The sequence below is a fragment of the Betaproteobacteria bacterium genome (genome assembly GCA_016194905.1).
Classification (GTDB): Bacteria; Pseudomonadota; Gammaproteobacteria; order Burkholderiales; family JACQAP01; genus JACQAP01.
The window spans coordinates 40,692-55,058 of sequence record JACQAP010000029.1; the positions used below are offsets into that span (position 1 = coordinate 40,692).

At 61.1% G+C, this 14,367-nt stretch carries 12 protein-coding genes; 11 read left to right on the forward strand and 1 reads right to left on the reverse strand.

Annotation, left to right across the window (positions count from 1 at the left end; all coding sequences use genetic code 11):
• The first annotated feature begins 6 nt into the window (after positions 1–6).
• From bamA to rnhB, 7 genes are all read left to right on the forward strand, one after another.
• The gene (gene bamA, locus HY067_19620; protein ID MBI3530161.1) at positions 7–2,277 is read left to right on the forward strand and encodes an outer membrane protein assembly factor BamA; all 2,271 of its coding nucleotides are present in this window, start codon (positions 7–9) and stop codon (positions 2,275–2,277) included.
• A 34-nt stretch (positions 2,278–2,311) separates the two neighbouring features.
• Positions 2,312–2,812, forward strand: a complete 501-nt coding sequence (locus tag HY067_19625) for an OmpH family outer membrane protein (GenBank protein ID MBI3530162.1) — start codon at positions 2,312–2,314, stop codon at positions 2,810–2,812.
• A gap of 68 nt (positions 2,813–2,880) precedes the next feature.
• The gene (gene lpxD, locus HY067_19630; protein MBI3530163.1) at positions 2,881–3,927 is read left to right on the forward strand and encodes a UDP-3-O-(3-hydroxymyristoyl)glucosamine N-acyltransferase; all 1,047 of its coding nucleotides are present in this window, start codon (positions 2,881–2,883) and stop codon (positions 3,925–3,927) included.
• An 11-nt stretch (positions 3,928–3,938) separates the two neighbouring features.
• A complete protein-coding gene (fabZ, locus tag HY067_19635) occupies positions 3,939–4,403 on the forward strand; it encodes a 3-hydroxyacyl-ACP dehydratase FabZ (protein MBI3530164.1) in 465 nt (154 codons plus the stop codon).
• The gene (gene lpxA, locus HY067_19640; GenBank protein ID MBI3530165.1) at positions 4,400–5,170 is read left to right on the forward strand and encodes an acyl-ACP--UDP-N-acetylglucosamine O-acyltransferase; all 771 of its coding nucleotides are present in this window, start codon (positions 4,400–4,402) and stop codon (positions 5,168–5,170) included. The genes fabZ and lpxA overlap by 4 nt, the downstream gene beginning before the upstream one ends.
• A 5-nt stretch (positions 5,171–5,175) precedes the next feature.
• Complete coding sequence (lpxB, locus tag HY067_19645) at positions 5,176–6,393, forward strand: lipid-A-disaccharide synthase (GenBank protein ID MBI3530166.1); 1,218 nt, start codon at positions 5,176–5,178, stop codon at positions 6,391–6,393.
• Positions 6,390–6,974 carry a ribonuclease HII gene (gene rnhB / locus HY067_19650; GenBank protein MBI3530167.1) on the forward strand — a complete coding sequence of 195 codons (585 nt, stop codon included), beginning with the start codon at positions 6,390–6,392 and terminating at the stop codon, positions 6,972–6,974. Before lpxB ends, rnhB begins: the two co-directional genes overlap by 4 nt.
• Before the next feature lie 168 nt (positions 6,975–7,142).
• On the opposite strand, the gene HY067_19655 is transcribed toward rnhB, so the two are convergent.
• Positions 7,143–7,967, reverse strand: a complete 825-nt coding sequence (locus tag HY067_19655; GenBank protein ID MBI3530168.1) for a kinase/pyrophosphorylase — start codon at positions 7,965–7,967, stop codon at positions 7,143–7,145.
• A gap of 70 nt (positions 7,968–8,037) precedes the next feature.
• Between HY067_19655 and ppsA the strand changes: the two genes are divergently transcribed.
• From ppsA to eno, 4 genes are all read left to right on the forward strand, one after another.
• On the forward strand, positions 8,038–10,428 hold the full coding sequence (gene ppsA, locus HY067_19660) for a phosphoenolpyruvate synthase (protein ID MBI3530169.1): 2,391 nt from the start codon (positions 8,038–8,040) through the stop codon (positions 10,426–10,428).
• A gap of 90 nt (positions 10,429–10,518) precedes the next feature.
• Entirely contained in the window at positions 10,519–12,186 is a 1,668-nt protein-coding gene (locus HY067_19665; protein ID MBI3530170.1) for a CTP synthase, read from the forward strand.
• A gap of 1 nt (position 12,187) precedes the next feature.
• Positions 12,188–13,042 carry a 3-deoxy-8-phosphooctulonate synthase gene (kdsA, locus tag HY067_19670; protein ID MBI3530171.1) on the forward strand — a complete coding sequence of 285 codons (855 nt, stop codon included), beginning with the start codon at positions 12,188–12,190 and terminating at the stop codon, positions 13,040–13,042.
• Between the two features lie 31 nt (positions 13,043–13,073).
• Positions 13,074–14,363, forward strand: coding sequence for a phosphopyruvate hydratase (gene eno, locus HY067_19675; protein ID MBI3530172.1), 1,290 nt, complete (start codon positions 13,074–13,076; stop codon positions 14,361–14,363).
• The last annotated feature ends 4 nt before the right edge of the window (positions 14,364–14,367 follow it).

The window sequence follows — 14,367 nt, forward strand, 5'->3', positions numbered from 1 at the left end:
AAGCGGATGAAGAAGCGTTTACTGTTCCTGGTCTTATCGAGCCTCGTCAGCCTTCCCTCCCAAGCTTTCGAACCTTTCCAGGTCAAGGATATCCGCGTCGAGGGTATTCAGCGCACCGAAGCCGGAACGGTATTCTCGTATCTGCCGATCAAGATCGGCGACACGGTCAACGAGGAGCGCGTCACCGCCGCAGTGAAAGCGTTGTACGCCACCGGTTTTTTCAAGGACGTGAGGCTGGAGGCCGACGGCAACATTCTCGTGGTCCTGATCGAGGAGCGGCCGGCGATCGCGCAGGTCGAAATCACCGGATCCAAGGAATTCGACGCCAAGCAGCTCAAGGAAGGTCTCAAGCAGGTCGGACTGGCCGAATCGCGCATTTTCGACCGCGCGCTGCTGGAACGCGCCGAGCGGGAGTTGAAGAACCAGTACATCGGCCGCGGCAAGTACGGCGTGCAGATCACCACAACGGTCACACCTCTCGAGCGCAACCGCGTGGCGCTCAACTTCGACATCTCGGAGGGAGAGGTGGCGAAAATCCGCCAGATCAACATGGTCGGCAACAAGGTGTTCAAGGACAGCGATCTCACCAGCGAATTCGTCTTGCGCACCCCTGGATGGCTGACCTGGTACAGCAAGAACGACCAGTACTCCAAACCTAAGCTGCAGGCGGACCTGGAGAATTTGCGTTCGTTCTACCTCAACCAGGGTTACCTCGAGTTCACCATCGACTCCACTCAGGTGTCGATCACACCGGACAAACGCGATATTTTCATCACGGTCAACCTGACCGAGGGCAAGAAGTACAGGGTTGCCGAAATCAAACTCGCCGGGGACCTGATCGTCCCGGAAGCAGAGCTCACCAAGCTGATCAAACTTAAGCCGGGTGACGTATTTTCCCGCGAGCGCCTGACCGAAACGACCAAGCTGATTCAGGATCGGCTAGGCAATGAAGGCTATGCATTTGCCAGCATCAACCCCGTGCCGGAAATCAATCGCGAGAAGGACGAAGTGACTTTCACGCTGTATATCGATCCCGGCCGCCGCGTCTACGTGCGCCGTATCGGCATCTTCGGCAACACCAACACGCGCGACGAGGTGGTAAGGCGCGAAATGCGCCAGCTCGAAAGCGGCTGGTACAACACCGAAAAACTCAATCGCTCGAAACAGCGTGTCGACAAGCTGGGCTATTTTTCGGATGTCCAGGTCGATACGCCGGCGGTGCCGGGAACCACCGACCAGGTGGATGTGGAAGTCAAACTCACCGAACGCGCCACCGGCAACTTGACCGCGGGCATCGGCTATTCCACGGCGGAGAAAGTCATTCTTTCGGCCGGCGTGTCACAGAGCAACATTTTCGGCACCGGCAACGCGCTGTCGTTCCAGGTCAGCACCGGCAGCATCAACCAGATTTATTCTCTGTCCTACACCAATCCGTACTACACCGACGACGGCGTGAGCCGCGGCTTCGATGTATACAAGCGCAGGGTGGATGCGTCGAACCTGTCGGCGATCGGCAGCTACAACACGTCGACCATCGGAACCGGCGTACGCTTTGGCGTGCCGATCACGGAATACGACACCATCAACTACGGCCTGGCATTCGAGCGCACCGAGATCGGACTGCTGGCCACCACGCCGCAACGTTACTTCACTTTTGTCGATCAATTTGGCTCGGTAGTCGACAACTATCTGGGCACCGTCGGCTGGGCGAGGGACAAACGCGACAGCGTAATCTATACCACCAGCGGCACGCTCCAGCGCATCACGGCGGAAATCGGGATGCCGGGCGGAGACCTCACCTACTACAGGGCCAGCTACCAGCATCAGTGGTATCATCCTCTGACACGGGACGTGGTGTTTTACACGAACGGCCAGATCGGTTACGCGGACGGATATCAGAACAAGCCGCTGCCTTTCTTCAAGGTGTTTTATCTGGGCGGCGTGAATTCGCTGCGCGGCTACGAGACTGCTTCCGTCGGGCCTAAAGATACGAACGGAGATTCGCTTGGCGGCAGCCGCCTGTTGCTGGGCAGCGCCGAAATCCTGTTTCCCTTCCCGGGGCTGCAGAAAGACAAGTCGGTGCGGTTGAGCTGGTTTGTGGATGCCGGCACGGTCGGCGAGAAATACGATTTCCAGGCAATGCGTTATTCGACCGGCCTTGGATTCAACTGGTACTCGCCGGTCGGGCCGTTGAAACTGAGCTTCGCCAAGGCGTTGAACCCGAAGCCCGACGACCGGCTGCAACGCATCCAGTTTTCGCTGGGCACGGTATTCTAATTTTGGTGCGATCAGACGAGAGGGAGAACCGAAGTTGAACAAAATCCCGGTTGTGCTTGCCGCCGCGGTGCTGATTGCGAGTTCGAACCTCGTCGCCGCCGCGGATCTCAAGGTCGGCTTCGTCAAACTCGAAAGACTTTTCAAGGAAGCGGCGCCGGCGGTGAAGGCGCAGAAAAAGATCGAGAAAGAGTTCGCTGCCCGCGACCAGGAACTGCAGAAGCTCGCCAAGCAGGCGCGCGACATGCAGGCCAGTCTCGAAAAGGATGGGGTGACAATGGGCGAGTCGGAGCGACGCGACAAGGAGCAGGACCTCGCGCGCATGAATCGCGACCTGCAGCGCATGCAGCGCGAACTGCGCGAAGACCTGAATTTGCGCAAGAACGAGGAGCTCGCCGCCGTGCTGGAACGAGCCAACAAGGTCATCCAGCAGATCGCGGAAAGCGAGAAGTTCGACCTGATTCTGCAGGAAGCGGTGTACATCAGCCCGCGCATCGATATCACCGACAGAGTGATCAAGGCGCTCGCAGACAAGTAGCGGGCATTGCGTCTTTGGCGAACGCCAGCCCGCGTGTTCGACGGCGCAGCACAAGCCACCAGGCTCGAATGAAAGGGGACGCGCGCAAGTTTTTCAGCCTGGCGGAACTGGCCGGGCGTTTCGGCGGCACCGTGCTCGGTGACGCCGCTGTGCGCATCCGCCAGGTGGCCCCGCTGGAAACGGCCGGCCCGGAAGACCTTTCCTTCCTCACCAACCGCAAATACCAGAAGCTGTTGTCCACCACGCGCGCAGCCGCGGTCCTGTTGTCGGAAGATTCCGCCGATGCGACACAGTTGCCGCGCATCGTCTGCAAGAATCCCTATGCCAGCTATGCGCGTATCGCCTCCCTGATCAATCCTGAAGACCGGCCTCCCCCGGGAATCCATTCCCATGCGGTCGTGGACGCGCGCGCTAGCGTTGCAGCATCCGCGGCAATCGGTGCTTGCGCCGTGATCGAGAAAGGTGCCCGGATCGGCGAGTTCACCGTAATTGGCGCGAACAGCTTTGTCGGCCAAGATGCGCGCATCGGTGCGTACAGCCGCCTGCACCCGAACGTCACGATCTATCACGATTGCGCAATCGGCGAGCGCGTGATCCTGCACTCGGGAGTGGTAATCGGTGCCGACGGATTCGGCATGGCGATGGACGAAGGGCGTTGGCTGAAAATTCCGCAGATCGGCCGTGTCGTAATCGGCGACGACGTGGAGGTCGGTGCCGGCACCACCATCGACCGCGGTGCTCTGGACGACACGGTGATAGAAGAGGGCGTGAAACTGGACAACCAGATCCAGATCGGCCACAACTGTCACATCGGAGCCCATACCGCGATCGCCGGGTGCACCGGTATTGCCGGGAGTACCCGAATTGGCAAATACTGCATGCTGGGCGGCAACGCAATGATCTCCGGACACCTGACGATTGCCGATCGCGTCGTCGTGTCGGGTGGAACGCTGGTCGCGAAATCGATCACGGTGCCGGGAACCTATACGGCGGTTTTCCCTATGCAATCGCATGCGCAATGGCTGAAGAATGCGGCCCTGGTGCGCCACCTTCACGAACTGATGGAAAGAGTCCGCAGTCTCGAGGACGAAGTGAAAAAAAAGGGAAGGGGATGACTTTGAACGCGATGGAAATTCAGGAGATCATGGAGCATTTGCCGCATCGGTTTCCGATGCTTCTGATCGACCGCGTGCTGTCGGTGGATCCGGGCAAGGAAATCACTGCGCTGAAGAACGTCACCATCAATGAACCGTTTTTCGCAGGACATTTTCCGCATTACCCCGTCATGCCCGGCGTGCTGATCGTCGAGGCGATGGCGCAGGCCGCGGCTGTGCTGGCCTTCAAGACTTTCAATCTGAAGAGCGACAGCAGGAGCGTGTACTACTTCGTCGGCATCGACGAGGCACGCTTCAAGAAGCCGGTCATGCCGGGTGATCGTCTGATACTGAAAGTGCAGATCCTGCGCGCCATACGCGGCATCTGGAAGTTTTCAGCGCAGGCTTTCGTCGAAGACGTCGTGGTTTCGGAAGCACAGCTGCTCTGTACGATGCGCGCGAATCCGGGGAACAATTCGGGGAATGTAGCGCAATGATCCACCCCACCGCCCTCGTTCATTCCGGCGCGAAGCTCGCGCAGGACGTCGAGATCGGACCCTACGCGGTCATCGGCGAGCACGTCGAGATCGGCAGCGGCACCTCCATCGGTTCACATACCGTCGTCAGCGGGCACACCCGCATCGGCAAGAATAATCGCATCTTCCATCACAACGTCCTTGGCGAAGGGCCGCAGGACAAGAAATACGCGGGCGAGCCGACACGCCTGGAGATCGGCGACGGCAACATGATTCGCGAGTTCTGCACGTTCAATACCGGCACGGTACAGGACGTCGGCGTCACCCGGCTGGGCGACGACAACTGGGTCATGGCCTACGTGCATCTGGCGCACGACTCGCAGGTCGGCAGCCATACCATCCTGGCGAACATGGTGACACTGGCGGGGCACGTCGCGATTCACGACCATGTCATCCTCGGCGGCGGCACGATGGTCCATCAGTTCTGCCGGGTGGGTGCGCATGCGTTCACCGCCGGCGGATCGATCGTGCTGCGCGATGTGCCGCCATTCGTGATGGCAAGCGGAAATTCAGCGGAACCTCACGGCGTCAATGTCGAAGGCCTGAAGCGCCGCGGCTTCGACATCGAAGCCATTGAAGCAATCCGTCGTGCGTACAAGACCCTGTACAAATCCGGTCTGGCGCTGGACGAAGCCAAGGCGGCGTTGCGCGGACAGGCAGCCGACTACAAAGAGCTCGAAATGTTCGTGGAATTCCTCGACTCCTCGACACGCAGCATCATCCGTTAGATCTCATGGTCGACTTATCGGGCCGGAAAATCCGCATCGCCCTGGTGGCGGGCGAGGCCTCCGGCGATCTGCTCGGTGCGCATCTGCTCGAGGCGCTGAAGGAACGTATTCCACGCCTGGAGGCTTATGGCATCGGCGGGCCGCGCATGCAGTCAGCCGGCATGCAATCCTGGTACCCAATGGAGTGGTTTGCGGTGCGCGGCTACGTCGAAGTGATCAGGAGCCTGCCGAAGCTGCTGCGGGTGCGCCGCGAACTCAAGCGCCGGCTCCTGGCCGATCCGCCCGATCTGTTCATCGGTATCGATGCCCCGGATTTCAATCTCGACCTGGAAGTCGCACTGCGCGCCGGCGGCATCACCACGGTGCAATACGTCAGTCCCTCGATCTGGGGATGGCGGGGCGAGCGCATCCACAAGATCAAGCGTGCGTCGTCCAAGATCCTGGCGCTGTTCCCGTTCGAGCCGGCAATCTACGAGCGTGCCGGCGTTCCCGTCGCCTATGTAGGCCACCCTCTAGCCGACGAATTGCCGGAATATCCCGATCGCGATGCGGCGCGCGAGCAAATGCGCATATCACCGAAGCAGACTGTGGTCGCCGTGCTGCCCGGCAGCCGGCAGAGCGAAGTCCGCGAGATGGGCGAGCTGTTCGTCGCCACGGCCAAGCTCATCATCGAGCAGATTCCAAGCGCACATTTTCTGGTGCCGCTGGTCAGTCGCGAGACGCGCATGATTTTCGAAGAGGCTATTTATCGCCAGCAGGCCGAGGCGCTGCCGATGACCATCCTGTTCGGGCATGCGCACATGGCAATGACGGCCGCCGACGCGGTGCTGGTGGCTTCGGGCACTGCCACGCTGGAGGCTGCGTTGCTGAAGCGGCCGATGGTGATCAGCTACAAGATGCCGAGCATCTCTGCCTGGATCATGCGGCGCAAGGCGCATCTGCCCTATGCCGGACTGCCGAACATTCTGGCCGGAGAGTTTGTCGTCCCCGAACTTCTGCAGGACGATGCGAACGCCGAGAATCTGGCGCAGGCCTTGTGCAATCAGCTGCAGGACAAGGTAGTGCGCCAAAGGCTGGAAGAGAGATTCCTCGAAATCCATCGCTCGCTCAGGCAGGACACGGCAGCGTGCGCAGTGGAGGCCATCCTGCCTCTGCTCGGCACCGCGCGTACACCGGTGCCGGTCGCTGCGGCGGCGCCGGAGCAGGAAGGAGTGCGCGCGTGACGCGCGGCCTGCTCGTCTGCGGCGTGGACGAAGCGGGCAGAGGGCCGCTCGCCGGGCCGGTGTTTGCCGCATGTGTAATCCTGCGCGAAGACGATCCGATCGAAGGGTTGGCCGATTCGAAAATGCTGTCGCGCGAACGCCGCGAGGAACTCGCCATCCAGATCCGCGGCCGTGCCGCCGCCTGGGCGTTGGCAAGCGCATCGGTGGAAGAGATAGACCGCATCAATATCCTGAGGGCGAGCCTGCTCGCCATGCGGCGCGCGGTGGAACAATTGACCATCGAGCCGCACGAAGTGCTGGTCGACGGACTGCATTGTCCCGACGTGCGCTTTCCCGCGCGGGCTATCGTCGATGGCGACGCGCTGGTGGCGGAAATTTCGGCGGCGTCGATCCTGGCCAAGACTGCTCGCGACGCGCTGATGGTGGAGATGCACGCGCTCTATCCGGATTACGGATTCGCCCGTCACAAGGGTTATTCCACGCGCCAGCATCTGGAGGCCCTGCGGCGCTTCGGTGTCTGCCCTATCCATCGGCGCAGCTTCGCGCCGGTGCGCTCGCTTTGCCTCGACCTCGGCGACTAAACCTTTCAACCCAACGCAGAGGCGCAGAGGACGCGGAGAAACCCAAGAGGAAGCAACTGAATTCGGTATCAAATCAATTGTCGTCCATGCCCGCATTCCCATTTCCGCAGTTCTCAGGTTTTCTCTGCGTCCTTTGCGTCCTCTGCGCCTCTGCGTTGAGATTTTGACTTAATAGACATGCCGCTGCAGGTTGGCTTTCTGCAGGATGGTCGTCGCGAGTTCCTCTATGGAGCGCGTCGTCGTATCCAGAATGGAGATGCCCTCCGCGCGCATCAGGATCTCGGCTTCGCGGATTTCGTATTCGCAATTTTCCATGCTCGAGTAGGTGCTGCGCGGCCGCCGTTCGTGGCGGATGCGCTGCAGCCGATCGGCGCGGATGGTCAGGCCGAACATCTTCTTGCGATGGTCCTTCAGCGCCGAGGGGAGCTTCTTCGCCTCGAAATCCTCCGGGATCAGCGGATAATTGGCGGCGCGGATGCCGAACTGCAACGCCATGTACAGGCAGGTCGGCGTCTTGCCGCAGCGTGATACGCCCACCAGGATGACGTCGGCCTCATCCAGCTCCTTGGTGGTCTGACCATCGTCGTGCGACAGCGCGAAATTGACGGCTTCTATCCGGTTGAAATACGAATTGTTGTTGCGCACGCTGTGCGATCGTCCTACGGTGTGGGAAGACTTCACGCCGAGCTCGGTTTCCATCGGCGCGATGAACGCCTGGAAGCAGTCGATGTAAAACCCGTTGGCGGCCTGGATGATGCCGCTCAGGTTCTTGTCCACCAGGGTGCTGAAGATCAGCGGCCGGTTGTCGTCCTTTTTGGCGGTCTGGTTTATCTGGCGCGCCGTGTCCTGCGCTTTTTCCAGGGAATCGACGAAAGGCAGCGTGACTTCCGTGAACGACACGTGCTCGAACTGGGTCAACAGGCTGTGGCCCAGCATCTCGGCTGTGATGCCGGTGCGGTCGGACACGAAGAACGCGGTGCGGTTGATCGTCATGTTGTGGCGCACAAGAATGGTTCCGCCGGTAAAATAACACCTTTTTCACCCTTCCATCGCGGACCGTCGAATGAGCAAACAGCGTTACGTCATTCCGTTTGAACAGCTTCGCATGACCGACGTCGAGAGCGTCGGCGGCAAGAACGCCTCCCTCGGAGAGATGATCAGCCAGCTGGCCGGTGCCGGCGTGCGGGTACCGGGCGGCTTTGCCACGACGGCTGAAGCCTACCGGGAGTTTCTGGTAGCCGGTGGCCTGGCCGCCCGCATTGAGCAATCCCTCTTGAAGCTCGATGTCGAGGACGTCACCGCGCTGGCGGAAGTCGGCAAGCAAATTCGCCATTGGATCCTGGAAGCGCCGCTGCCATCCGCGTTGGAAGCCGACATCGCCTCTGCGTATCAGACATTGGTCAGAGGGCAGGGAAACGAAGCGACTTTTGCGGTGCGGTCCTCGGCGACCGCGGAAGATCTGCCCGACGCTTCCTTCGCCGGCCAGCAGGAAACTTTCCTGAACATCCACGGGCTGGACAATGTGGTACTGGCGATCCGGCACGTGTTCGCCTCGCTGTACAACGATCGCGCGATCTCATACCGCGTGCATCAGGGTTTTGCCCATTCGAACGTGGCACTCTCGGCCGGCGTGCAGCGCATGGTCCGCAGCGACAAGGGGGCCGCGGGCGTGATGTTCACGCTGGACACCGAATCCGGTTTCGACAAGGTCGTGTTCATTACTTCCGCCTACGGATTGGGCGAGACCGTGGTGCAAGGACAGGTCAACCCGGACGAGTTTTACGTCTACAAGACGGCCTTGGCTGCCGGTCGACCGGCTATCCTGCGTCGCAACCTCGGCTCCAAGGCATTGCGCATGGTGTTTACCGACAGCCGCGCCGCGGGCCGCTCGGTGCAGACGCTGGACGTTCCGAAGGAGGAACAACGCCGTTTCTCCATCAACGACGCCGAGGTCGAGGAACTCGCTCGTTACGCGATGACCATCGAGAAGCATTACAGCCGGCCGATGGACGTGGAATGGGGTCGCGATGGGGTCGACGGCAAACTCTATATCCTGCAGGCACGACCCGAAACCGTGAAGGCGAGGGAAGAAACCCAGGAACGCTTCCGCTTGAAGAAGCGTGGCGACGAACTGGTCACCGGGCGCGCCATCGGCAACCGCATCGGCACGGGTACGGTCAGGCTGGTCAAGAATGCGTCCGAAATGAACCGGGTGAGGCCCGGCGACGTACTGGTCACCGATATGACCGACCCCGACTGGGAGCCGGTCATGAAGAAGGCTTCGGCGATCGTCACCAACCGCGGCGGACGCACCTGCCACGCCGCCATTATTGCCCGCGAGCTCGGCATTCCAGCGGTGGTGGGTTGTGGTGATGCAACCGTGAAGCTGGGCGAGGGCGACCACGTCACGGTGTCGTGTGCGGAGGGCGATACCGGCTTCGTCTACCAGGGCATCCTCGACGTGGAAGTGCTGCACATCCAGCTCGACAAGCTGCCCGACGTGCCGGTCAAGATCAGCATGAATGTCGGCAATCCCGAACTGGCCTTCGACTTCCAGCGCTTGCCGAATGCCGGCATCGGCCTGGCACGGCTGGAATTCATCATCGCACGCATGATCGGCGTGCACCCGAAGGCGGCGCTGGCGTACGCCAAACTGAAGCCGGATCTCAAGGAAGCGATCGATGTGCTTTGCTCGGGTTATCCCGATCCGGTTTCGTTCTACGTCGACAAACTCACTGAAGGCATCGCCACGCTCGGCGCTGCATTCTTCCCGAAGCCGGTGATCGTGCGCATGTCGGATTTCAAATCCAATGAATACTCCAGCCTCACCGGCGGCAGGCAGTACGAGCCGGAAGAAGAAAATCCGATGCTCGGTTTCCGCGGGGCGTCGCGCTACATTTCCGATTCTTTCCGCGAATGCTTCGAGCTGGAGTGCCGCGCGCTGAAGAAAGTGCGCGACGAGATGGGGCTGACCAACGTCGAAATCATGGTGCCGTTCGTGCGCACCGTGAGCGAAGCGGCACAGGTCATCGAACTGCTCGGGAAAAACGGGCTGGAACGCGGCAGGAACGGCCTGCGAGTCATCATGATGTGCGAAATTCCGTCGAACGCCATCCTCGCCGACCAGTTCCTGCAGCATTTCGACGGCTTCTCGATCGGCTCCAACGACATGACCCAGCTGACCCTCGGCCTGGACCGGGACTCCGGCATCGTCGCCGGCCAGTTCGACGAGCGCGACCCGGCGGTCAAGGCGATGCTTGCCATGGCGATCCAGGCCTGCCGCAAGGCCGGCAAGTACGTCGGCATCTGCGGGCAGGGACCGTCGGATCATCCGGACCTCGCCGAGTGGCTGATGGAGCAGGGCATCGATGCAATTTCGCTGAATCCCGACACGGTGGTCGAGACCTGGATGTTCCTGGGCAAGTACGCCGAGAGAAAAGCCGCCGCGGCCTGACTTGAAAGCAGGGCGGGGCGCCACAATATTTTGTGACGCCCGCCGCCGTATTGGGTTAAGATTCCGCAGGCAAGTCGGAGCGAGTATGGAATGACAAAATTTATCTTTGTAACCGGTGGTGTCGTCTCTTCCCTGGGCAAAGGTATCGCTTCCGCGTCTCTCGCCGCAATTCTCGAATCCCGCGGCATCAACGTCACCCTCCTCAAGCTGGACCCCTACATCAACGTCGATCCCGGCACCATGAGTCCTTTCCAGCATGGAGAGGTGTTCGTGACCGAGGACGGCGCCGAGACCGATCTCGACCTCGGGCACTACGAGCGCTTCGTCAACGCGAAGATGACCAGGCGCAACAACTTCACCACGGGTCAGATCTACGAAAGCGTGATCAAGAAGGAGCGCCACGGCGATTACCTCGGCGGCACGGTGCAGGTCATTCCGCACATCACCGACGAAATCAAGAACTTCGTTCGCATGGGAGCGGGCGACGCCGAAGTGGCGATCTGCGAGATCGGCGGCACGGTCGGCGACATCGAGTCGCTGCCATTCCTCGAAGCGGTCCGGCAGATGAGCATCCAGAACGGTCGCGGCAACGCCTGCTTCATCCACCTCACGCTGGTGCCGTACATCCCGTCGGCCGGCGAGATCAAGACCAAGCCGACGCAGCACTCGGTCAAGGAACTGCGCGAGATCGGCATACAGCCCGACATCCTGCTGTGCCGCGCCGACCGCATGGTCCCGGACAACGAGCGCCGCAAGATCGCGCTGTTCACCAATGTCGAGGAAGAGGCCGTGATTTCGGCGGTGGATGTCGATTTGATTTACAAGATTCCCGGTTTCCTGCACAAGCAGGGGCTCGACGAAATCGTCTGCCGCAAGCTGGACATCACGGCAAAACCCGCCGACCTGTCGAAATGGGAAAAGCTGATTCACGACTGCGAGAATCCGCTCCACGAGGCGAACGTCGCGCTGGTCGGCAAATACGTCGACCTCGCCGATTCCTACAAGTCGCTCTCCGAAGCGCTGATCCACGCCGGCATCCATACCCGCACCAAGCTCAACATTCATTACATCGATTCCGAGAGCATCGAGAAGGATGGGGTCGGTTGCCTGGCGAAAATGGACGCCATCCTGGTGCCGGGCGGTTTCGGCAAGCGCGGCGTCGAAGGCAAGATCGCGGCGATTCGCCTCGCGCGCGAGAGCAGGATTCCCTATCTCGGCATCTGCCTCGGCATGCAACTCGCCACCATCGAATTCGCGCGCAACGTGGGCGGCTTCGCGGACGCCAACAGCACGGAATTCGATCCCGATACGCCGCATCCGGTGGTCGCACTGATCACCGAATGGCTGGATCGCACCGGCCGGGTCGAGCGCCGCAGCGGTGAATCCGACATGGGCGGGACCATGCGGCTCGGCGCGCAGTCGTGTCCTGTCGAGCCCGGCACGCTTGCGGGGCAAATCTACGGGACTCGGGTCAACGAGCGGCATCGCCATCGCTACGAAGTCAACAACGCCTACGTGCCCGCACTCGAATCGAAGGGTTACAAGGTTTCCGCGCGCACGCCGAGCGAGAACCTGCCGGAGATGATGGAGCTGCCGGACCATCCCTGGTTCTTCGGTTGCCAGTTCCACCCGGAATTCACCTCCACGCCGCGCGCTGGCCATCCGTTGTTTTCGGCCTTCATCCGCGCCGCCGTGCGCTACCGCGAAAGCGATGATCACGTTGCGCGGGAGCCGGCCAAGATCAAGAGCATCGCCTGACATGAAGCTCTGCGGTTTCGACGTCGGCCTCGATCATCCACTATTCGTGATAGCGGGCCCCTGCGTCGTCGAGTCGCGGGAAATGGCGATGGATACGGCGGGCAAGCTGAAGGAAATGACGGCTGCGCTCGGCATACCGTTCATCTACAAGTCGTCCTACGACAAGGCCAACCGCAGTTCGGGCAAATCATTCCGCGGCCTCGGCGTGGACAAAGGCCTGGAGATTCTTGCCGACGTGAAGAAGCAGATCGGCGTGCCGGTGCTGACCGACGTGCATGCGGAAGACGAGGTGCCGGCGGTAGCGGCGGTGGTCGATGTGCTGCAGACGCCCGCGTTTCTGTGCCGGCAGACCGATTTCATCCGCGCCGTGGCGATGAGCGGCAAGCCGGTGAACATCAAGAAGGGCCAGTTCCTTGCCCCCGGCGACATGAAGCACGTCGTCGACAAGGCGCGCGAGGCGAGCGGATGGGACAACATCATGGTGTGCGAGCGCGGCGCGTCCTTCGGGTACAACAATCTGGTTTCCGACATGCGTTCGCTGGCGATCATGCGAGAGACCGAATGTCCGGTGGTGTTCGATGCCACGCATTCCGTGCAACTGCCGGGCGGGCAAGGCACTTCGAGCGGGGGCCAGCGCGAATTCGTGCCGGTGCTGGCACGCGCCGCGGTGGCAACCGGCGTCGCCGGCGTGTTCATGGAAACGCACCCGAATCCGGAAAAGGCGCTGTCCGACGGTCCGAATGCATGGCCTTTGCACCTGATGAAGTCGCTGCTCGAAACGCTGAAGTCGCTCGATGAACTGGTGAAAACCCGCGGGCTCGCCGAAAGCGCACTGCTGGCAAAACCAGCCCGATAACCGAACGGATCGATGACAAGGAAACCACAGGATGAGCTCCATTGTTGACATCGTTGCGCGCGAGATTCTCGACTCTCGCGGCAATCCTACCGTCGAAGCCGATGTCCTGCTCGAATCCGGTGTCAGCGGTCGAGCGGCCGTGCCCTCGGGCGCCTCGACCGGCACGCGCGAGGCCATCGAACTGCGCGACGGCGACAAGAGCCGCTATGGTGGCAAGGGGGTGCTCAAGGCGATCGAGCACATCAACACCGAAATCTGCGAATCGATCGTCGGCCTGGATGCGGTGGAGCAGTGCTTCATCGACCAGACCCTGATCGAACTCGACGGCACCGAAAACAAGTCGCGCCTCGGCGCCAACGCCATGCTGGCGGTATCGCTCGCGGTTTCGAAGGCGGCTGCCGAGGAATCGGGCCTGCCGCTGTATCGCTACCTCGGCGGCGCGGGAAGAATGCAGTTGCCGGTGCCGATGATGAACGTCATCAACGGCGGGGCGCATGCGAACAACAGCCTCGACCTGCAGGAATTCATGATCATCCCGCTGGGGTCCGGGAGTTTTCGCGAAGCGCTGCGCTGCGGTGCCGAGATTTTCCAGACGCTGAAAAAACTGCTCGATAAGAAGGGCCTGTCCACCACGGTCGGCGACGAAGGCGGTTTCGCGCCCAGCCTGCCCAACAACGAAGCGGCGTTGAAGCTGATAATCGAAGCGATCGAAGCGTCGGGCTATACACCCGGCTCGCAGGTGGCGATCGGGCTCGACTGCGCCAGCTCGGAATTCTTCAAGGACGGCAAGTACGACATCGCCTCCGAGAAGCTCATGCTCGGCGCGAGAGAGTTCACAGATTATTTGGCGGCGTGGGTGGACAAGTATCCGATCATCAGCATCGAGGACGGCATGGCCGAAGGCGACTGGGAAGGCTGGAAGATTCTCACCGACCGCCTGGGCAAGAAAGTGCAGATCGTCGGCGACGACCTGTTCGTCACCAACACCAAGATCCTGTCCGAAGGCATCCGCCAGGGCATCGCCAATTCGATCCTGATCAAGATCAACCAGATCGGCACGCTGACCGAAACCATCGCGGCGATCGAGATGGCCAAACGCGCGGGCTACACCGCTGTAGTGTCGCACCGCTCGGGCGAAACCGAGGACACTTTCATCGCCGACCTCGCAGTCGGCACGAATGCGCTGCAGATCAAGACCGGGTCGCTGTCGCGCTCCGATCGCCTGGCCAAGTACAACCAGTTGCTGCGCATCGAGGAAGACCTCGGCGATTCGGCGAGTTATGCCGGCCGCGATGCGTTCTACCAGTTGCATCGCGGCTGATCGA

Coding starts and splice junctions, on each gene's coding strand:
- lpxD (MBI3530163.1), top strand. CDS start 2,881: ATGAAAGGGGACGCGCGCAAGTTTTTCAGCCTGGCGGAACTGGCCGGG.
- fabZ (MBI3530164.1), top strand. CDS start 3,939: ATGGAAATTCAGGAGATCATGGAGCATTTGCCGCATCGGTTTCCGATG.
- lpxA (MBI3530165.1), top strand. CDS start 4,400: ATGATCCACCCCACCGCCCTCGTTCATTCCGGCGCGAAGCTCGCGCAG.
- bamA (MBI3530161.1), top strand. CDS start 7: ATGAAGAAGCGTTTACTGTTCCTGGTCTTATCGAGCCTCGTCAGCCTT.
- eno (MBI3530172.1), top strand. CDS start 13,074: ATGAGCTCCATTGTTGACATCGTTGCGCGCGAGATTCTCGACTCTCGC.
- kdsA (MBI3530171.1), top strand. CDS start 12,188: ATGAAGCTCTGCGGTTTCGACGTCGGCCTCGATCATCCACTATTCGTG.
- ppsA (MBI3530169.1), top strand. CDS start 8,038: ATGAGCAAACAGCGTTACGTCATTCCGTTTGAACAGCTTCGCATGACC.
- lpxB (MBI3530166.1), top strand. CDS start 5,176: ATGGTCGACTTATCGGGCCGGAAAATCCGCATCGCCCTGGTGGCGGGC.
- HY067_19655 (MBI3530168.1), bottom strand. CDS start 7,967: ATGACGATCAACCGCACCGCGTTCTTCGTGTCCGACCGCACCGGCATC.
- HY067_19665 (MBI3530170.1), top strand. CDS start 10,519: ATGACAAAATTTATCTTTGTAACCGGTGGTGTCGTCTCTTCCCTGGGC.